The sequence below is a fragment of the Pseudohongiella sp. SYSU M77423 genome, from assembly GCF_029911965.1.
GTDB lineage: Bacteria > Pseudomonadota > Gammaproteobacteria > Pseudomonadales > Pseudohongiellaceae > Pseudohongiella.
In genome coordinates, this window is the sequence record NZ_JARYTH010000003.1 from 198,813 (window position 1) to 218,221 (window position 19,409).

A 19,409-nucleotide genomic window follows, 5' to 3' on the forward strand; every position below is an offset into this window, starting at 1 on the left:
ATCAGACGCTGTAGAGTTTGTGGTCTTCCAGACACATCATGGTCAATTCGCGGCCCCACACACAGCCGGTGTCGAGTGCAAAGACATGGTCCTTACCGGTAATGCCCTGCAGCGCCGCCCAGTGCCCGAACAGTATATTGACCTCAGGGCTGATCTGCTCGTACTCGAACCACGGCCGGAAACCCTCTGGTGCGTTATTAGCCCCTTCTTTGATGGTAAAGTCCATCTTGCCTTTGGCATTGCAGAAGCGCAGTCGAGTCATGTAGTTGGTGATCAGGCGCAGGCGTCGGTAGCCGGTAACCTCATCACGCCAGCGGGCCGGCTTGTTGCCGTACATCTTGGTGAGGAATTTTTTAAAGTCGCTGCCGCGCAGCACCAGTTCTACTTCTGCGGCAAGATCCAGTGTTTTCTGCAATGTCCAGCCAGGAGCAACGCCCGCGTGTACCATCAGATAATGCTCCACACCCTGCTGCGTCGGGACGCAGTCATAGTGCGCCAGAGGCTTTTGGCGCAGCCAGTCGGCCAGCTCGCCGCAATCTGGCGCGGCCAGCAATTGATCGAGGGTGTGGCGGTTGCTGACATCATCAGGTGCGCAGCCATAAAACAGCGCCAAAAAATGCAGGTCGTGATTTCCCAGCACGATGGTTGCTGACTCACCCATGTCCCGCAGGTAGCGCAGGGTATCCAGAGACTTCGGGCCACGATTGATCAGGTCACCGACGCACCAGAGTTCGTCGGTTCCGACCTTGAAGTCCACCGCCTTGAGCAGCTTGCGCAGGGGCTTGTAACAGCCCTGTATGTCACCAATGGCGTAGGTAGCCATCAGCATCTATCCCTTTTGTTCGTGTCAGTGCCAGGTAACTTCATTTATCGTCCGCTGCTTTTTGTCTGATCAGTGCATTCGACAGGTTTACGTAGTCTGCCAGCGACAGGTTTTCAGGGCGGAGCCCAAGATCGACGGGCAGGTCGCTCACACCAAACTCCTGCATCACGCGCTTGAGCCCATTGCGCAATGTCTTGCGACGTTGCGAAAATGCGTCACGCACTACGCGCTCGAACAGCGGGATATCAGCCGCCACGCATGGTTTCTCACGCCACGGGCGAAGCCTCACAATGGCTGAGGTTACTTTTGGTGCTGGTCGAAAAGCGCCGGGTGGAACATCAAAAAGATGATCGATCTGGCAGTGATACTGAGCCATGATGGAGAGTCTGCCGTACTGTGGATCTCCGCTGGTGGCAGCCAGTCGTTGAACCACTTCAAGTTGCAGCATGAACAGCATGTCGTCTATCAGCGGCTCATACTCCAGCAAATGGAATATGCAGGGAGTCGAGATGTTGTAGGGCAGGTTGCCAACGATACGCAGGCTGCGCGCCTGATCGGAGAGCGTGCCGAGGTCAAATTTAAGTACATCCTGCTGATGCAGGGAAAAGCTCTGCTGGTCAGCGAATCGCTGCGTCAACCATTGCGCCAGGTCGCGATCAAGTTCGATAGCGTCAACGCGGGCGCCACTTTCAACCAGTGGCCCGGTAATGGCAGCCTGGCCCGGACCGATCTCAACAATGTGCTGGCCAGCCTCTGGCGCGATCGCCAGCAGGATGCGCTGTATGACATTCTGGTCATGCAGAAAATTCTGTCCGAACCGCTTGCGTGCGCGGTGCTCCGGCAGAGACATGGCGGGCGTGGTCATAGGCTGGCTGCCGCTGGCTTGGCCTGCGAGATGGCATTCACCATTTCGCAGGCGGTGGCAATCGCGGTCAACAGGCTGCCGGTATTCGCTTTGTCTGTGCCAGCCAGATCCAGAGCCGTGCCATGGTCCACTGAAGTACGAATGATTGGCAGCCCCAGGGTGATGTTGCTGGCCTGACCAAAGCCGCGGTACTTCAAAACGGGCAGGCCCTGATCGTGGTACATGGCCAAAACAGCATCGGCATCCTCCAGGTACTTGGGCGTGAATAAGGTGTCGGCCGGGAGTGGGCCGCGCAAATCAATACCCTCTGACTGCAATCGGGTCAGCACAGGTTCAATGATTTCTATTTCCTCACGTCCCAGATGACCACCTTCTCCTGCATGGGGGTTCAGTCCGCAAACAAGAATGCGCGGATTTCTGATGCCGAACTTTTGTTGCAGGTCCTGATGCAGAATCTTGATCACCCGTGTGAGACGAGGCGCCGTAATGGCTGCAGCCACGTCTTTGAGAGGCAGGTGAGTGGTAACAAGTGCCACTCGCAGCCCGGCAGTGGCGAGCATCATTACTGTCTGTTCAACTCCACAGAAGTCAGCCAGGAATTCAGTGTGCCCGGAGAACGCGATGCCGGCATCGTTGATGACACCTTTGTGCACGGGAGCTGTCACCATTGCAGCTGCCTGGCCGTCAAGGCAGGCCTGCGCGGCGGTTCGCAGTGTCGCCAGCACGTAGGAAGCGTTGTCAGTCGTCAGCTGGCCTGGGATGGCCGGGCTATTTAATGACACGGGAAGCACGTTTAGCGTCCCCGCCTGTGCCAGGGCTGCGTCCTGGGAGAGCGCAGAGTCCGGCGTCCAGGTATTCAGTGTCAGCGGAAGCTTCAGCATCGCCGCACGCTGTTGCAGCAGCAGAGGGTCTGCCACCGCAACCAGCTTTACGCCGGCTGGCAGTGCCTGCGGTTCCTGCATGATGCGGACCAGCAGGTCAGGGCCAATACCGGCAGGCTCACCGGGTGTGATTAGCAGGGGAAGGCTCACCATCACCGCCGTTAGTCAATATATTCGACGTAAGCTTCGTCGCGGATTTCCAGAATCCAGTTCTCCAGCTCAAGGTCGAACTTACGGGCACGCAGTGCATTTTGAGCCTGCTGTCGACGGTAGTCGCGACTCAGATCCTGTTCGCGGCGCCCGGTGACCTCGGCCACGTGCCAGCCAAAGCTGGTACGGAAAGGTTCGCTAAGTTCGCCGACCGGCAGATCCGCTACCTCTGCGGCAAACTCGGGAGGCATGCCACCGTCACTGACCCAGCCCAGGTCACCACCTGCAACGACAGACATGGTGTCATCTGAATATTGGCGGGCCAGTACGTTGAAATCCTCGCCGTCCTTAATGCGCTGGTGGATTTCATTGATCAGTCGGCGGGCCTGCTCTTCGGTGCGGATTTCATTGGGTGCCACCAGGATGTGTCGCGCCTGAGTCTGCTCGACCAGGCGATTTGAATCGCCGCGCACGTCTGACAGTTTGACAATATGCATGCCATTGGCGCTCTGCACGGGTTCCTGCACATCACCAATGCTCAGGTCCGGAACAAATTCGGCGAACAGCGATGGCAGTTCCTCACGTTTGCGCCATCCCAGCTCACCGCCGCTGACGGCAAAGCCCAGTTCGCTGGCACGCTGCTGGGCTTCCATGCGTAGCTGGGCGAAGTCCTCGCCATCCTCTGCACGCCGGTAAATGTCCTGCACCAGGGCCTGCTTGGCGGCTGTCAGCTGCTGGGGGTCGGTATCGCGAAACGGAACCAGAATCTGATCCACCAGATAGTCTGGTGCCATTGCGGTACGTCCAGCTTCGGAGTTGAGGTAGTTTTCGATTTCCTGGTCAGTAATGCTGATGCGACGGTTGACCAGGCCACGCTGCACTTCATTGATCGCCAGTTCACGGCGAATGCGTTCGCGTGTGTTCAGGTACATGCCCTGTGCTTCGAGCAGGCTGACGTATTGATCGAAACTCATGTTGTTCTGCTGGGCGATGTCGGCAATCACGCGGTTAAGCGTGTCGTCATCAAAGCGGATACCCACGCGCTCAGCCATTTGCAGCTGGAGGTTCTCAACAATCAGGTTTTCCATGACCTGGTTGCGGAGGTCTGCAGGCGGAGGCAACTGCATGCCTGTTTCCGCAGCACGTTGCTGAATTTCGGCAAGCCGCTCTTCATATTCGCTTTGCAGAATGACGCCGTCATCGACGATTGCTATCACTCTGTCCAGGACCTGACGTTCTGCCGCCTGAGACGGGATCGTGGCAGTCATCAGCAACAGGAGCGCGCTGCCCAGCAGGGCGGCACGGCTCAAGTGATCGCGTGACTGCCCTGCCAGTCGGTTCATAAAATCAATCATTAACATCGTACTCCTTAAATCCGGGTATGCCGCGCGTGAGCAGATTGCTCAGGCCGCCTCCGGTCAGATCGCCCAGGCCGAGCAGCGTGAATTGGAAGAAAATGCCACGGTTCTGGCGGCTGTCCTGCGCAAAAAATTCGTATTCGTCCACCCAGTCGCGAGCGACCAGGCGCATCGTGGAACAACAATTACTGTATTCGACCCCTGCAAACGTTTCAAGGTTCCGGCTGTTGCTGTGATCGTAGTTCCAACGACCGAAGACGCGCCAGTTATCGTTCACCGGCCAGACTGCAGAGATGTCAGTCTGCTTGATCACTGGGTCCAGCAGCGGCGGAGCCTGCAGAAACACATCAGTTCGTTCCCGGTAACGGAAGGCTGCGTTGATTATACGTTCGTCGTCCACCCGGAACTGTACTGCAACACTGCCTTCGTCCACATTGCTGTTTTCCTGGTCCCACTGCAGGTCGGCCATCATCTGCCAGCGCTGTGCCGGACGATAGCTTCCTTCCAGAATCAGTGCAGATCGCTCAGTGTTCAGTGGCTGCAACAGCAGCCAGCTTTGCAGCGGGCTGTCCAGCGAGACAGTGCGATCCTCGAAATAAAATATCTGGCCGGCGCTGAAGCGCGCCTGCTCAATGCCGCCGCTGTCGATAAATCGTGTCGTAACGGCGGCGCTGACCTGATTGGCATCACCCACTCGATCAGGTCCGCTGAAACGATCGTGGCGAAACAGCTGGTTAAAATTGAGATTGAGCTGGGCAGTGTCAAAGCTTGGCAAAAACTGCTGGTCTTCGCGCTCGCTGTACAGGTAATAGAGGCGTGGCTCCAGCGTCTGAGTCATGGTCTGTCCGCCCAGCTGCAGGTCACGTTCAAAGACCAGTCCGCTGTCCAGACTGAAAACACCTACACCGCGATCAGGATTGGAGGGTGTCTGCTGCGCCTGCTGGTCCAGTTGCCAGGAGGCATAACGATAGCGTGCGGTAGGGACGACGAAGTATCCGGGAGTTCTCAGTGGCAGACTGACCCAGGGCTCTGCCGTCAGGCGCTCACCAGTCACCAGGGCGCCCTGGTTGACCTGTTCATCGCTGAGCAGCTCGCGACTGAGGGAGCGATCAAAGCTGACATGGCTGCTGTCAAAGCCGTATTCCAGCATTGAGCCGGCTTCGAAGCGTCCGTTCAGCTGCAGCTCAGGGAGGCGATCAAAGGGCTTGTTGATGTCTATCGATGCCACGTACGGATCCAGCACTTCGATGCGTTGGACGCGACTCAGAGCCTGCCACTGGCTGTTCTGCCAGGTCACAACACCCTCTTTGTTCAGATGGGTGCGGCTTTCCACGTTCAGGTCGCGGCTGCCCAGGTCCCGAAAATAATCGGCATCGCTGACGGAGCTGTAGTCCACGAAAGTGCGCCAGTTCTCGCCCAGCTGACCTTCGTGCTCAAAGCCGGCAAACCAGCGCTTTTCCACCGATGGTGTGTCGCTTCCTGGCTGGGCAGCGCGTGCTGCGTCGTAGGTGTTGTCCTTTGGCAGCAGCGCCAGATTGACCGTATTCATGGACCAGTCTGCCAGGTAGCGAAACTCGCCGCTCAGCATCAGGCCGCGTTCGGTCATCAGGCGCGGCGTCAGGGTGGCGTCATAGTGCGGTGCCAGATTGAAATAGTAGGGCACGGCAATATCAAGACCGCTGTCGCGACTGTTACTGATGGATGGCGGCAGTATTCCGGAGACGCGCTGGTCGCTGATCGGGAACTGCAGTGTCCACGGGTAGTAAAAGACGGGTATGTCGCTGATTCGAAGTGTGACATTGCTGGCATAACCAACGCCTGATGCGTTGTCCAGACGCAGATTGCTGGCCTGCATGACCCAGAACGGGTCCATTGGTTCACAGCGGCTGAAAGCACCATTATCCAGCGTCAGCATGCCGCTTTCACTGTTGTAGCTAAGCTGGTCAGCGCTGCCGTGAATCTGTGTTTCATGCATTACGTAGGCAGCTTGAGAAATCTCATTGTTACCGGTGTTTTGATCAAGCACTGCGCCTTCGCCGGTGATCAGAAAGCCAGGCTCGCGAAACAGCACGTCGCCCTGCAGGGTCAGGATGTTGGTCTCTTCGTTCATGTGCATGCCATCGCTGGCTGTGAGGCTGCGATAGCCTTGCTGCACATTAACGGCGCCGTCCACGTAAAGCTGATATGGCTCAGGCTGGCGGACACGGGTCTGAGTCTGCACTTCGGTGGGCGCCTGATCGGGTTCCAGGTCGATGTACTCGCCGGTCAGCTCTGGTTCCACGAACATGCCGCAGCACGCGCTGCGTAACTGCTGCAACAGCTCCGTCGGCAGTTCACTGCGTGGCGTCCAGTCACGCATAATGCCGGTGCCAGCAGCACCTGGAGCGGTATTGGCGTGCTCGCTGGTCGGCGTCTGAGCAATGGCCTGGCCAGCTGTCATCATGGCTACCAGGCTGCCGAACGAAAGCGCTGTGACCGTGACGGGTCTGACAGAGCCTGACGGCAGCAAAGTGAACAACGAAGGGCGTGGCATAGTGTCAGGCAATCCAGTCGGCAAAAAATCCAGTCGGCGAAAACTCGGCGAAAAGGCGATAATAGGGCGGCTTCGTCCGTGCCCGATGGCGTCGGCAGTAGCGCCCGCATGATAATTCATTGGGGTTTTGATATAAAGCCGGGATAGTTTCGGTGGAGACAGAATGAATACAGTAAAATCGGATGTTGACGCCATTCAGGCCAGGCGTCAGGAGCAACTCGAGAACTGGGCGCGACAGGCCATAACAGAGCGCGACGGGCGGGACCCTGGGCCGTTGCATGCCCATTCACTGGGTGGCGACGCCAGTTTCCGGCGATATTTTCGCTGTAGCATCCATGCCGTAACACGCTTGCTGGTCGACGCGCCGCCGGACAGGGAAGACAACCCGGCGTTTGTGCGTGCTGCCGCAGAGTTCAGCCGCGCCGGCATGCGCACGCCCGAGATTCTGGCCCAGAATCTTGAACAGGGTTTTCTGATAGTGGAAGACTTTGGTGATCAGCTTTACTGGCCGGCGCTTCTGGAAGCCCAGCGCGACGGTGATATGGAACGTGTAGAGAAACTATACGGTCAGGCCATGCTGGCGCTGCTCGATCTGCAGGCAGACCAGCATGCAAGCGAATTGCCGCCCTATGATCGTGGTCGGCTTGAGCAGGAAATGCGCCTGTTCGACGACTGGTTCTGCGCTGAAATGCTCAATTGGCCAATATCAGACAGTGAGCGCACGCTTTTGCAGAAGACTCGGCAGCTGCTGTGTGATGCGGCGCTACAACAGCCGCAGGTCCGAGTCCATCGCGACTACCACTCCAGAAACTTGATGATCCCCATTGACGCCGAAGGTGTCCATCACGAGGATCAGCCCCCCGGTGTGATTGACTTTCAGGATGCCGTCATTGGTCCGGTGACCTATGACCTGGTGTCGCTGCTGCGCGACTGTTATGTGGCATGGCCAGCCGCGGATGTGCGTCGCTGGGTAAACAGCTATGCCCAGCTGGCACGCCAGCGCGGTGTAGTGCCTGCAGAATACACCGATGCGGATATGCAGCGGGATTTTGACCTCATGGGGCTGCAGCGGCATATCAAAGTGCTGGGTATTTTTTGCCGGCTGGCGCTGCGCGATGGCAAGCAGCGCTATCTGGCTGATCTGCCGCTGGTCATGCATTATGTTTCTACAGTTGCGGCTGAACATGCCGAGCTGGCGGAATTTGTGGACTGGTTCCGGCGTGGACCGATGCCGGCGATGCAGCAGAAATTGAGCGATCTGGGAATCTCATGAGTGCGACCGCAACGAGGGCAATGATTCTGGCCGCCGGTCTGGGGCAGCGCATGCTGCCGCTGACGGAAACGACCCCCAAAGCCCTGCTGCCTGCTGGCGACCGCAGGCTTATCGAATGGCAGATCGCACGGCTGCGTCAGGCCGGTGTACAGGATATCGTTATCAATCTTCATCACCTGGGGTCACAGATCGTGACTGCGCTGGGCGATGGCAGCCGTTATGACGTTCGCTTACATTTCTCAGACGAACCTGAGCGGCTTGAAACTGCTGGAGGCATAATCCGCGCCATGCCCATGCTTGGGGATCAGCCATTTATCCTGACCAATGCCGATGTGTGGACCGATTTCAACTACCAGCGCCTGTTGCCAATTGCCAGACAGCTCGGCCCTTCGCGCCTGGCGCATCTGGTGCTGATTCGCAATGCACCTCACAATCCTGCAGGAGACTTCTGCCTGAGCGACAGCGGCATAGTATCAGAGCACGGTGAGCCAAAACTGACGTATGCCGGAATCAGCGTGCTACATCCACATTTGTTTGCGGGTGAGTCTGAACGTTTTCTGCCGCTTGGGCCGATGTTGCGCAATGCCATGCAGGAAGGTGGTGTGACGGGTGAAGTGTTCGAAGGCGACTGGCAGGACATTGGCACACCCGAGAGACTGGCGGCGCTGAACCACCAGCTCTCTGTTGAGAAGAAGGCAGAGAGTGGGTCAGACAATTTACTGCAATAGAGAAGTTAAAGGGGACGGAGGGATTTAAGCGTAAATCCCTCCGTCCCCTTTAAAATGCAGATGTGGGTCTGCAGGTGTGTCTTACCAGGATTTGCCGATTGAGAACACAATGCCTTCGCCGGTAGTCGGGCTACCGCTGGAGTTTAACTCGTCAGACAGCTCTTCGCTGTTGATGATGCCCGCGATGCCCATATCGAAGTCAGCAAAGCTGAAGCCGTAACCCACTTCCAGGTATTCGCCGTCAAACTCGTCACCCCAGATGCCCACTGTGGCGTACAGGCCAGATTCGCCAGTGATGGTCAGGTCGAGGAAGTCGTAGTCTTGGCTGGCGCCGAAACCATCCCATTCACCTACCGAGTAGCCCAGGCTGAACATGCCATAACCCAGCCCGAAGTTGATTTCCTGGTAAGTGTCGTCGAATTCACCGGTGTAGAAGTAGCCGGTGTAACCGATGCTGGCAGAAACGCCAGATTCAGTTTCGATGCCGTAACCAAAGTAACCATCGACTTCCAGGCCATCGCCCACGTCTGCTGCCCAGCTGCCCACATAGAAACCATCGGCCTCGTAGTCGATGCCAGCGCTGGCGGAGGAGCTCTTTTGCAAAACACCGCGGAAGTAGTACTCAGATGCATAACCGATGTTGTAAGAAACTTCGGCTGATGCGCTGGTGGAAGCTACCAGTGCGCTTGATGCCAGTGCCAGGCCTGCTGCGAGTTGGGTCAATCGTTTCATAAGTTTTCTCCAAGATAAATCTTTGCTTGATGGTAGTCTGTGCTGCGTTATTTCTACGCTTTCGAAAGTAATGACTTTCTTGATTTGATGTTTTGCAAGGAGCGGGCCAATGTTGAAAACTGCGGCCAACTACGCCATTTAACGGACGGAATGAGTATTTCGGGCACAGGTTTTGCACTAAGTTGGTGCGGCTCATTATCGGCTTGCACAAGAATGTGACACAATCGAATAAGTGCCGAGCGAATATGGGTCAAACAAACGCCCCTTTACGAGCGTTTGTCGGATAACCTGCCCATTTCATGTTGCTCACTCTATGGGAAATCCCCCCTGTTCAAGCTGAAATGCCCACGATTTCCTGCTGAATGAGCCCGCTGACAATGACGCGGTAGAAGTTTTCGATGGCGACTGGCAGGATATTGGCACACTGGAATGGCTTGCTGCGCTGAACCACCAGCTCTCTGCAGATAATAAGGCGGAGAATGGGTCAGGCAATTTGTCGCAATAGACGTTAAAATGATGGTTTTTTAACGCGCTGTCCGCAGGGATCATCCATTATGAAAGACTTTCTGATCGCCCCTTCGATTCTCTCCGCTGATTTTGCCCGCCTGGGTCAGGAAGTGGACGATGTGCTCGCCGCAGGAGCCGATGTGGTGCATTTTGATGTGATGGACAATCACTACGTACCCAATCTGACCATCGGGCCGATGGTATGCCAGGCGCTGCGCAAGTACGGCGTAACGGCGCCCATCGACGTGCACTTGATGGTTTCACCGGTGGACAGCATGATTCAGGATTTCGCCAAGGCTGGCGCCAGTATCATCAGTTTTCACCCGGAAGCCTCGCAGCACGTTGATCGTTCTCTGCAACTGATCCGTGATAGCGGCTGCAAAGCCGGGCTGGTTTTGAACCCGGCCACCGGACTGGAATGCCTGGAGTATGTGCTGGACAAGGTGGACCTGATTCTAGTGATGTCCGTCAACCCCGGTTTCGGCGGTCAGAAGTTCATTCCGTCGGCACTCAAAAAGCTGGCGCTGATCCGCAGTCTGATTGATGAAAGTGGTTATGACATTCGTCTGGAAGTGGATGGTGGTGTCACGCCGGCCAATATAGGTGAAATCGCACGCGCTGGAGCCGACATGTTTGTTGCCGGTTCGGCCATCTTCAACAGCGATGACTATCGCTCGACGATAACCGCCATGCGCGAGCAGCTGGCACAGACACAGACCGCGTGACAGGAGATTGATCCGGCATGAGCGCCAAGCCCACCCAACAAGATGTTCCCGCAATATCGGCACGCAGTCTGGATGAAAGCCGCTTCACGCAGCTGGCGGCCCAAGGTTACAACCGTATTCCAGTGGTGCGCGAAGTGCTCGCGGATTTTGAGACACCTCTGAGCACCTACCTCAAACTGGCTGGCGGCGAATACACATACCTGTTTGAGTCGGTACAGGGAGGTGAGAAGTGGGGGCGCTACTCCATGATCGGTCTGCCCTGTCGCACAGTGATCAAGGTGCGCGATCATCAGGTAGAGGTGGAAACCGACGGCAAGCTGGTCAGCAGTGAAAGCTACGATGACCCGTTTGTTTTTGTTGAGTCGTTTCAAAAAGAGTATAACGTGGCGCCAATATCCGACGTGCCACGATTCAGCGGTGGCCTGGTCGGCTATTTCAGCTACGACACTGTTCGTTATGTGGAGCCGACACTCGGTGCGGCGACTGGCACCGACGAAATCGGCACGCCAGAAATTGTCCTGATGGTGTCGGAAGAAGTGGTGGTGTTTGACAATCTGCGTGGGACTATCGCCATTGTCTGCAACGTCGACCCCTCACAGCCTAATGCCTTCAACAATGCGATGAAACGCCTCGATGATATTGAGTCCCGACTGGCGCAGCCGCTCAGCCAGCCGATCATCGAACAGCAGATGCCCGATGCCCAGCTGCAGGAGCAGGATTTCAGATCCAGCTTTCAGCAGGCACCTTTCGAAAGTGCGGTTGATAGTATCAAGGATTACATTCTGGCTGGCGACGTCATGCAGGTGGTGCTGGCGCAACGTATGTCGGTACCTTTTGTGGGCGACCCGATACATGCCTACCGGGCATTGCGCTACCTGAATCCATCGCCTTACATGGTGTTCTTCAATATGGGCGACCACCATATTGTCAGCGCTTCGCCCGAGATTCTGGCCAGGCTTGAAGATGGCACGATCACGGTTCGCCCACTGGCAGGTACGCGCAAGCGTGGCCAGACAGAGGAAGAGGACAAGACGCTGGAGCAGGAGCTGCTGGCCGATGCCAAGGAAATCGCAGAGCATCTGATGTTGATCGACCTGAGTCGAAACGATTCTGGTCGAGTGTCCAAAACCGGTAGCGTGACGGTGCCGAAAAAAATGTTTGTGGAGCGCTATTCCCACGTTATGCATATCGCCTCGATTGTTGAAAGCGAAATGCGAGACGACAAGACGGCACTGGATGTGCTGAAGGCGACTCTTCCGGTGGGCACACTGAGTGGTGCACCCAAAGTCCGCGCCATGGAGATCATTGACGAACTCGAACCTGTCAAACGAGGGGTTTATGGTGGCGCAATGGGCTACATAGGCTGGAACGGCAATATGGACATGGCAATTGCGATTCGCACTGCGGTGATCAAGGACCAGACGCTGTTTGTGCAGGCCGGAGCCGGTGTGGTGGCTGATTCTGTGCCGCGCTCAGAGTGGGAAGAGACCATGAACAAGGCGCGTGCCATATTCCGTGCAGTAGCCCTTGCGCAGCGCGGGCTGAAACTTGAGCCATCCCGCGGCACATGAAGGTCTGAGACAAATCAGGTATGATTGCGGTCCTGTTTTGTTCCAGGTGCAGCAACACCGTAATCCACAGGATACTCGTCAATGAGCAGTAACAAGCGCCCACCATCCATCCCCAGCGGCAGCAAGTTCCGCAGTGAGCATGGCATTGCTGCCATCAAGGATGGAATCAAGGCATCATCTGGCAAAGCGACGGTCATAGAGCCGACACAGCGCAAGCCTCAGTGGCTGCGCGCCCGGATGCCCGGTGGTGAGCGGTTTGATGCCGTGCGGCAGAACGTTCGCGAGCACAAACTCAGTACTGTCTGCGAAGAATCACATTGCCCGAACATCGGCGAATGCTGGAATAACGGTACGGCCACAATTATGGTCATGGGGTCAGTCTGCACGCGCGCCTGTCGCTTCTGTGCCGTAGACACCGGCAACCCGAATGGCTGGCTGGACAAGGACGAGCCGGCCCACGTGGCGGAATCCGTCGAGTTGATGGGCCTGCGCTATATCGTCCTGACGTCTGTCGATCGTGACGATCTGGACGATGGCGGGGCGGCACACTACGCAGCCTGCGTCGCGGCCATAAAGCAGCGCACACCGCAGGTGGTGGTGGAAGCCCTGACGCCTGATTTTGGCGGCAATCTTGAGGCTGTTGCACGAGTTGTGGATTCCGGGCTGGAAGTGTTTGCCCAGAATGTAGAGACTGTTGAGAGACTCACACATCCTGTGCGTGACCCCCGCGCGGGATATCAGCGCACGCTTGATGTACTGGCCTTCGCCAAACAGCACCGCCCCGACGTGTTGACCAAAACCAGCCTGATGCTGGGTTTGGGCGAAACCGATGAAGAGATTTTGCAGACCATGGACGATCTGCGCGCCATCAATGTCGACATCCTGACACTGGGGCAATACCTGCAGCCCACCCGCAATCACCTGAAAGTGGAACGCTTTGTCACACCCGAGGCGTTTCGTCGTTACCGGGAAATTGGCCTGGAAAAAGGTTTCATGGAAGTAGCGTCCGGCCCGCTGGTGCGTTCAAGTTACCGGGCAGATCGTGTATTCGAGAAAAACAATCTGGGTATTCCATTGCCCGACATGCCGGAAGTTGCCGTGACTGAGCCGGCTGCTGATGCTACGCAGGCTGACGGCCGCATCCCATTGACGCAGATTGGCTGAGCGACAAGCGGCGGCCGCAACGCTGCAGATAAATACTCAGTTCAGGAATGGATCTTCATCGTCCGGATCAACAACGATAATGCAGTTACGTCCGGCGGCCTTGGCCCGGTAAAGAGCTTCGTCGGCTCGTTTCAGGGTCTGCTCGATTCGCTCGCCCGGATAGTATCTTGTTAATCCCTGCGACACGGTGACCCGTTGACCATTGGGCAACTCTGGTATCTCCAGCGCAGCCACGGCCTCCTGCAATCGCATAACCGATTGCTCTGCCTGTTCAAGGCTCGACTCTGGCAAAATTACGACAAATTCTTCTCCGCCAAAACGTCCTACAAAGTCACTCTTGCGCAAGGCGTTACTGAGAGTCTCGCTGATGCGTCGCAAAACCGTGTCGCCGACATCGTGACCCAGCGTGTCATTGATTCGCTTGAAGTGGTCGACATCAAGCATGCTGATACACAGACTGCTCGGCTCTGGCGTGCGGCGTTCAAAACGCGACATCTCGGATGTCAGACGTTCCATCAGGCAGCGGCGATTGGGCAGTTCCGTCAATGGGTCGCGAATGACCAGTTGCTCCAGACGATGATTCTGCTCACGCAATTTGCGGCGCATGGCTGCAATAAAACTGGTCAGGTACGAAATGGTGACAAGCACGGCGAAGTAGGAAAACACCATGACACTTTCCACCTGCCAATTGATGCGTTGCGGCGCAAACAGGGTCAGTGCAACAAGCAGCAGCAGGTAGGCACCCGCAATCAGCATGCTCAGGATCAACATGCCTGAGCGCGCCAATGCGAACATGCCAAACACCAGGCCACTGGTCGCGGTCAACAAAAAGGCCGTGCGGGCCTGAGGATCGGTGACAAAAAACATGACAAAAATGCTGGGCAGCAGCGGGACCAGAATCTGCCCAGCCGTCATGCTCGGATCTTTGAAGCGCAGGTTTGTATTGGTCTTGAGCAGGAGGAGAAAACTGGAGGAGGCAAGGAGGGTGACAGACAGGTAAACGCCTACAACCCAAGATGGAAGCATTCCATAAGAGAATAGAGCTACCACGATGAAAATCGTGAGCAACTGTGCCGTAAACCCCCAGAGCATGCGTCTGAAACGCAGCTGCTGGAATGATCTGATAGTCTCGTCCGTGTGAGTGTTGCTCTCCACTCGGGGCCCCGCTTCCTGACATATTATTTTTATAATGGCAAACCAGAAGTATATGTCAAATTGTAACGCCCCAGCGAAAGATTTTTTGTATCAATCGTCTTATGCAGTCTGGTTTTGGGAAGGCTGCGCAAAGCGCCGCCGGTAGTGCGCTGTCATGCGACCAATCGCGATTCCCCCTACCAGACCCGGACCGACCCAGAGCAGGATGCTCAATCCGGCGAATGAGTCCGGTATCCATGCCTGCAGTAAACGTGCGCCGCCAAACACAAAAAATGCGGTGTAAGCAGCAATACCTGATGCGGTCAGGGCCCCCAAATGCTCGGTCCACCATTCCCTGGGATGCTGAAGTGTTGCTTTGAACGCATAGTGCAGGCAGCCGCCAGCCACCCAGACTTCCAGGGCACCGAATGCCAGCAGCAACAGATCGTAGCCTCTCAGCCCCAGATACAGCATGAGCAGTCCGGCGGCCATTAGCAGGCTGCACAGTGCCACGTGTAAGGGCCTGCGCAGTGGCGCACGGTCTTCACGTTGAAGGATGGTCAGCCAGCCATGGCGGGTTGTCACCAATACCAGTATGCTGAGTGACCAAAGGAAACCGGCCGTATAGCGCACTTCAGCAATTCTGATCTGCGCCTGCGCGTCGGTCAGTGTGGTCGACGCCGGATGCATCACAAGTGGCCAGGCAAGGTCCAGGCTCGCCATGATCAGTCCGGACGCTGCCACCGTATACATGATGCGCGCGAACCAGCGCCCGATCTGCTTGTGTTGCGGTGAGCCCTTGCGACTCAGCATGGGTACCCAGAACAGGATTAGCCCCGCACAGCCAGCTGTGATGTGAACATAGAACGCAAGTTCGTGAATCAGCACAATAAGCCCCTCTTCATAGTCTGGCTAAAGTATGTTCCTGTCAGGGTTACCCCAGCAGTGCCAGAAGCCACTAAACTGGCGATGACTTAAGACCTATCCCCGGTCAGCCGAAGCCTGTGTCATAATGCGGACCAGCGATTGGCACGGTATGTTTGCCGTTGTACTGCCTGAACCAGCAGTCGAGCAATAAAGTGTCTTTAAATCAACAATCACAATACTGTGTAGATCAATGACGTCCGAACAGACAAAAATTCGTGTGATGATCGCCGAAGATCAGAATCTGGTCCGTCTCGGCATTTGCAGCCTGCTTGAGCTGAGCGAGCGCATTGAGGTCGTCGGGCAGGTTGAAGATGGCAGCCAGGTTGTTGATGGTATCCGGCGATTTACACCGGATGTGTTGCTGATGGACATCCGCATGCCCAAAATGACCGGTATTGACGCCCTTCGCGCCATGGGCGAAGCCGACTGCATGGTGCCCAGCATTATCCTGACGACGTTTGATGACAGTCAGCTTGTGCTGGAGGGTATACAGGCGGGTGCCAAGGGTTACCTGCTGAAAGATGTGTCACTGGACAGTCTGGTAGACGCCATTGAAAGTGTGCACGCCGGTGGCACGCTGGTCCAGCCGGCGATTACGGAACGCATCCTTAAAGGTCTCTCTTCGATGGAGCCCGGGTTCGACAACTCTACTGCGCCCGATGCCCTGAGTGAAAAAGAGATAGAGGTATTGCGCTTGATGGCCGGTGGGTTTAGCAACCGTGAAATTTCCCGCACGATTCACAAATCAGAAGGGACTGTAAAGAATCAGGTGTCTTCCATACTCGAGAAGCTCGGTGTACGGGATCGCACGCAGGCGGTGCTGCGCGCCATCAATCTGGGTCTTCTATAGACTTAAGTGACTTGAACGCGTCCAGTGCAGCAAGGCGCGACTCCTTGAGATCTACAATCGCTTTCGGATACGTCTCTCCCAGCACAATACCTGCTTTTTCCAACTCGCTGTGCGGTGCCTGCATTGGGGCGTGCAACCAGCGATCCGGCAGTTTGGCGATTTCCGGCACATAGCGACGGATGTATTCACCCTCGGGGTCAAATTTTTCGCTTTGCGTTATTGGATTGAATACCCTGAAATATGGTGCCGCGTCGGCGCCACAGCCTGCTATCCATTGCCAGCTGGCGCTGTTATTGGCCAGGTCAGCATCCACCAGGCAATCCCAGAACCATGCCTGGCCGTGGTGCCAGTGTAGTCGCAGGTTCTTGACCAGAAACGAGCCAACTACCATCCGTACCCGGTTATGCATGTAGCCGGTCTGCCATAACTCGCGCATTCCGGCATCGACCAGAGGGAAACCGGTCTGGCCACGTTGCCAGGCCTTCAATAGGTCCTTGCTGGCTTTGCCGCCTGCCCACGGAAAGTGGCGGAATTTTTCCTGTATCGGGCTTTCTGGCAGATCCGGATTGAAATACAGCAGCGAGTGGGAAAATTCGCGCCAGCCCAGCTCGCTCAGAAAGGTCTCAAGATCTTTCTCCCAGCGTGCGCTCAGACCGGCGGCCTTGGCCCTGTGCCAGGCCTGTCGTGGCGATATTTCACCAAAATGCAGGTGTGGCGACAGTCGGGAGACATGCGCCTGATCCGGGAAGTTGCGCCCCTCCCGGTAGCCGGGCAGGCCTTCGTCGAGGAACCAGTCCAGCCGCTTATTGGCCGCCTGCTCGCCAACTTTCCAGGCATCTGCCAGCGATTCGTACCAGGGGATGTCCGGCATCAGCTGCAGGCGATCCAGCGCCCTGTCTCCAGTTTGATCCTGCAGTTTGCCGCCGTCCCAGTCGATTTTTCCAAGAGGGGCAATATCGATGTTTCGTGGCCGGGGGCGAGGCAATGGTGGCTCGCCGGCTTTCAGACATCCGTTGCGGTAGAACGGCGTAAAAACCTTGTAGGCTGTGCCGTCGTCTTTCAGCACTTCCCATGGCTCCCAGAGCAGGGACCCATTAAAGCTTCTGACCTCAATGTCAGAGCTGCGAAGCGCATCCTTGATGTTCTTGTCGCGTGTTATGCGCCAGGGTTCGTAACAGCGGTTCCACATGACGTGGGTAGCCTGACACGCACTGGCAAGCGCCGGCAGCAGCGTTTGTGGATCGCCAGCCAACACCACAAGTTTACCCTGCAGGTCTTTGGAGAGTGACCGCAGCGACTGGTGCAGCCACCAGCGACTGGCGCCACCCATGGCGGCGTCGGATGAATTAGTGTCGTCAAGAATATACACCGGCACGATGTTTCCCGTCTGGCAGGCAACTGAGAGGGCCGGATTATCCGCCAGCCTCAGGTCCTGTCTAAACCAGACCAGGATTCGTGAGTTTTCGGCGTGCTGGCTCATTGGATGTCTCTACTCCCTGTAACGGTTGGCTGCACGCTGGTGCGTGCGTCTCGCGTATTCATGTTCAGCCTAGATACGATTCTTGCGACGCTGAGGATCAGTCCCGCACTGTGCCAAGTCACATGGAATTCTGATATCTTAAACTGTTCAACTGAGCTGGCCGGGGAGTGGCATCAACGTGAATATCTGGGTGGACGCAGACGCCTGTCCGGTAGTTATCCGGGACATTCTGCTACGGGCTGCAGAACGCACAGGAATTCAGATGACGCTGGTCTCCAATCATGCCTTGAATCTGTCGCGGCGCAAGAATTTGCAGCTTGTGCAGGTCGCCAGCGGCTTTGATGAGGCTGACAACTGGATCGCTGCGCGTGTGCAGCCGGGAGATCTGGTGATCACCAGCGACATCCCGCTGGCTGACGAAATCATTGGCAAAGGTGCACTGGCGCTGAGCACGCGTGGTGAAGAGTACACGGCCAGCAACATCAAGGCACGACTGAATATCAGAGACTTCATGGAAACCATGCGCAGCAGCGGCATTCAGAGCGGCGGGGCAGCACCATTAAACCATGGTGATCGAATGCAGTTTGCCAACGCCCTTGATCGCATTCTGGCGAAGTCAAAGCAAAATCAGAAAAGCCGTGAATCCTGAATAGCGCTCAATGGATGCAAAAATGACAGTAATTAGTAGTGATGTGCAGACATTAGAGGTAAAGCAGCTGCTGTCACCGCGACATGCCGACAGCTGGACCCACACTCGAGCCGGTGAGCCACGCGGTCATATTGACGCGGATAAGTTGCGAGAGCTGTGGATTCACACAGGCACAGCATGCAATCTGGCCTGCCCTTTCTGTCTGGAGGGCTCACACCCTGGCGACAGCCGGATCCCGGCGATGACGCTTGAGCAGCTTAAACCCTTTATTCACGAGGCGGTTGAGCTGGGCGTTGAGCAGTTTTCTTTCACTGGCGGTGAACCCTTTGTAATCCGTGAGTTTGTAAGCATTCTGGACTATGCCAGCCGTCATCGGCCCTGTTTTGTGCTGACCAACGGGACACGAGTCGTCATGCAGCGATCGCATCAGATACTGCCGTTGCTTGCCAATCCCAATCCAATACATTTCCGTATCAGCCTGGATTATCCTGATATCAAACGTCACGACGCCGGCCGGGGTGACGGGTCGTTCCGGGAATCATTGCAAAGTATTAAATGGTTGCATGAAAACGGATTCAAAGTATCAATCGCGAGGCAGAGCGACCCGGACGAAGATCCTCACCAGGTGGAAAACCGCTTTCGGGAGGTTTTTCGGGAGCACGACGTGCCGGAGAATCTGCTGTTTACTTCCTTTCCAGATCTGGGGACACCTGGCACAGAGAATGGCAGCCCGGAAGTCACCGTCAGCTGCATGGAAAAATACCCGACGCAGGAAAGTCGTGCGCACTTCATGTGCACCTATACACGCATGCTGATCAATACCAATGCCGGCGTCCGTGTATACGCCTGCACACTGGTGGATGATGACCCGGATTACGATCTCGGTGCAACGCTGACCGAGAGCCTTGAGAAGCGCATCATGCTGCGTCACCCGCGCTGCTTCAGTTGTTACCGGTTTGGCGCTTCATGCAGCGCGCCAGCTGGATGAACGGATTCAGAATAGGTATTCTGGCCTATTGTCAGATCGCTTGGGGCGGCTATACTCAAAAAACAATCACA

The 19,409-nt window shown here is 56.3% G+C and carries 17 protein-coding genes; 8 read left to right on the top strand and 9 right to left on the bottom strand.

The window, feature by feature from the left end:
• Nucleotide 1: 1 nt before the first annotated feature.
• The 5 genes from QGM61_RS08570 to QGM61_RS08590 are packed head-to-tail and all read right to left on the bottom strand — an operon-like array spanning nt 2 to nt 6,610.
• Nucleotides 2-823, bottom strand: a complete 822-nt coding sequence (locus tag QGM61_RS08570; RefSeq protein ID WP_237132183.1) for a symmetrical bis(5'-nucleosyl)-tetraphosphatase — start codon at nt 821-823, stop codon at nt 2-4.
• Nucleotides 824-863: 40 nt separating this feature from the next.
• Complete coding sequence (rsmA, locus tag QGM61_RS08575) at nt 864-1,688, bottom strand: 16S rRNA (adenine(1518)-N(6)/adenine(1519)-N(6))-dimethyltransferase RsmA (protein ID WP_237132182.1); 825 nt, start codon at nt 1,686-1,688, stop codon at nt 864-866.
• Nucleotides 1,685-2,722, bottom strand: a complete 1,038-nt coding sequence (gene pdxA, locus QGM61_RS08580; protein WP_237132181.1) for a 4-hydroxythreonine-4-phosphate dehydrogenase PdxA — start codon at nt 2,720-2,722, stop codon at nt 1,685-1,687. Before pdxA ends, rsmA begins: the two co-directional genes overlap by 4 nt.
• Before the next feature lie 8 nt (nt 2,723-2,730).
• Nucleotides 2,731-4,074: a peptidylprolyl isomerase gene (locus QGM61_RS08585; protein WP_281132706.1), complete on the bottom strand. Its 1,344-nt coding sequence runs from the start codon at nt 4,072-4,074 to the stop codon at nt 2,731-2,733.
• A complete protein-coding gene (locus QGM61_RS08590) occupies nt 4,067-6,610 on the bottom strand; it encodes an LPS-assembly protein LptD (protein WP_281132707.1) in 2,544 nt (847 codons plus the stop codon). Before QGM61_RS08590 ends, QGM61_RS08585 begins: the two co-directional genes overlap by 8 nt.
• A 163-nt stretch (nt 6,611-6,773) precedes the next feature.
• Between QGM61_RS08590 and QGM61_RS08595 the strand changes: the two genes are divergently transcribed.
• Nucleotides 6,774-7,883: an aminoglycoside phosphotransferase family protein gene (locus tag QGM61_RS08595; protein ID WP_281132708.1), complete on the top strand. Its 1,110-nt coding sequence runs from the start codon at nt 6,774-6,776 to the stop codon at nt 7,881-7,883.
• Complete coding sequence (gene murU, locus QGM61_RS08600) at nt 7,880-8,611, top strand: N-acetylmuramate alpha-1-phosphate uridylyltransferase MurU (protein WP_237132177.1); 732 nt, start codon at nt 7,880-7,882, stop codon at nt 8,609-8,611. The genes QGM61_RS08595 and murU overlap by 4 nt, the downstream gene beginning before the upstream one ends.
• 81 nt (nt 8,612-8,692) lie before the next feature.
• On the opposite strand, the gene QGM61_RS08605 is transcribed toward murU, so the two are convergent.
• Nucleotides 8,693-9,343: a TorF family putative porin gene (locus QGM61_RS08605; RefSeq protein WP_281132709.1), complete on the bottom strand. Its 651-nt coding sequence runs from the start codon at nt 9,341-9,343 to the stop codon at nt 8,693-8,695.
• A 554-nt stretch (nt 9,344-9,897) separates the two neighbouring features.
• On the opposite strand from QGM61_RS08605, the gene rpe reads away from it, so the two are divergent.
• From rpe to lipA, 3 genes are all read left to right on the top strand, one after another.
• Nucleotides 9,898-10,575: a ribulose-phosphate 3-epimerase gene (gene rpe, locus QGM61_RS08610; protein ID WP_237132175.1), complete on the top strand. Its 678-nt coding sequence runs from the start codon at nt 9,898-9,900 to the stop codon at nt 10,573-10,575.
• Nucleotides 10,576-10,643: 68 nt separating this feature from the next.
• Nucleotides 10,644-12,146, top strand: coding sequence for an anthranilate synthase component I (trpE, locus tag QGM61_RS08615; protein WP_411268760.1), 1,503 nt, complete (start codon nt 10,644-10,646; stop codon nt 12,144-12,146).
• 81 nt (nt 12,147-12,227) lie between these two features.
• Nucleotides 12,228-13,310 carry a lipoyl synthase gene (gene lipA, locus QGM61_RS08620; RefSeq protein WP_281132711.1) on the top strand — a complete coding sequence of 361 codons (1,083 nt, stop codon included), beginning with the start codon at nt 12,228-12,230 and terminating at the stop codon, nt 13,308-13,310.
• Between the two features lie 36 nt (nt 13,311-13,346).
• Here lipA and QGM61_RS08625 read toward each other — a convergent pair whose 3' ends face one another.
• On the bottom strand, nt 13,347-14,225 hold the full coding sequence (locus QGM61_RS08625) for a GGDEF domain-containing protein (protein ID WP_281132712.1): 879 nt from the start codon (nt 14,223-14,225) through the stop codon (nt 13,347-13,349).
• Between the two features lie 339 nt (nt 14,226-14,564).
• Nucleotides 14,565-15,332 (bottom strand): hypothetical protein, encoded by a 768-nt coding sequence (locus QGM61_RS08630; protein ID WP_281132713.1) that lies wholly within the window; start codon nt 15,330-15,332, stop codon nt 14,565-14,567.
• A 229-nt stretch (nt 15,333-15,561) separates the two neighbouring features.
• Between QGM61_RS08630 and QGM61_RS08635 the strand changes: the two genes are divergently transcribed.
• Entirely contained in the window at nt 15,562-16,221 is a 660-nt protein-coding gene (locus tag QGM61_RS08635; RefSeq protein ID WP_281132714.1) for a response regulator transcription factor, read from the top strand.
• Here QGM61_RS08635 and QGM61_RS08640 read toward each other — a convergent pair.
• Entirely contained in the window at nt 16,202-17,701 is a 1,500-nt protein-coding gene (locus QGM61_RS08640; RefSeq protein ID WP_281132715.1) for a cryptochrome/photolyase family protein, read from the bottom strand. The two genes, QGM61_RS08635 and QGM61_RS08640, sit on opposite strands and share 20 nt — an antisense overlap.
• A gap of 178 nt (nt 17,702-17,879) precedes the next feature.
• Here QGM61_RS08640 and QGM61_RS08645 point away from each other — a divergent pair, with 178 nt between their 5' ends.
• Together QGM61_RS08645 and QGM61_RS08650 are read left to right on the top strand one after the other, a co-directional pair.
• On the top strand, nt 17,880-18,350 hold the full coding sequence (locus tag QGM61_RS08645) for a YaiI/YqxD family protein (RefSeq protein ID WP_281132716.1): 471 nt from the start codon (nt 17,880-17,882) through the stop codon (nt 18,348-18,350).
• 22 nt (nt 18,351-18,372) lie between these two features.
• On the top strand, nt 18,373-19,338 hold the full coding sequence (locus QGM61_RS08650; protein WP_281132717.1) for a radical SAM protein: 966 nt from the start codon (nt 18,373-18,375) through the stop codon (nt 19,336-19,338).
• The last annotated feature ends 71 nt before the right edge of the window (nt 19,339-19,409 follow it).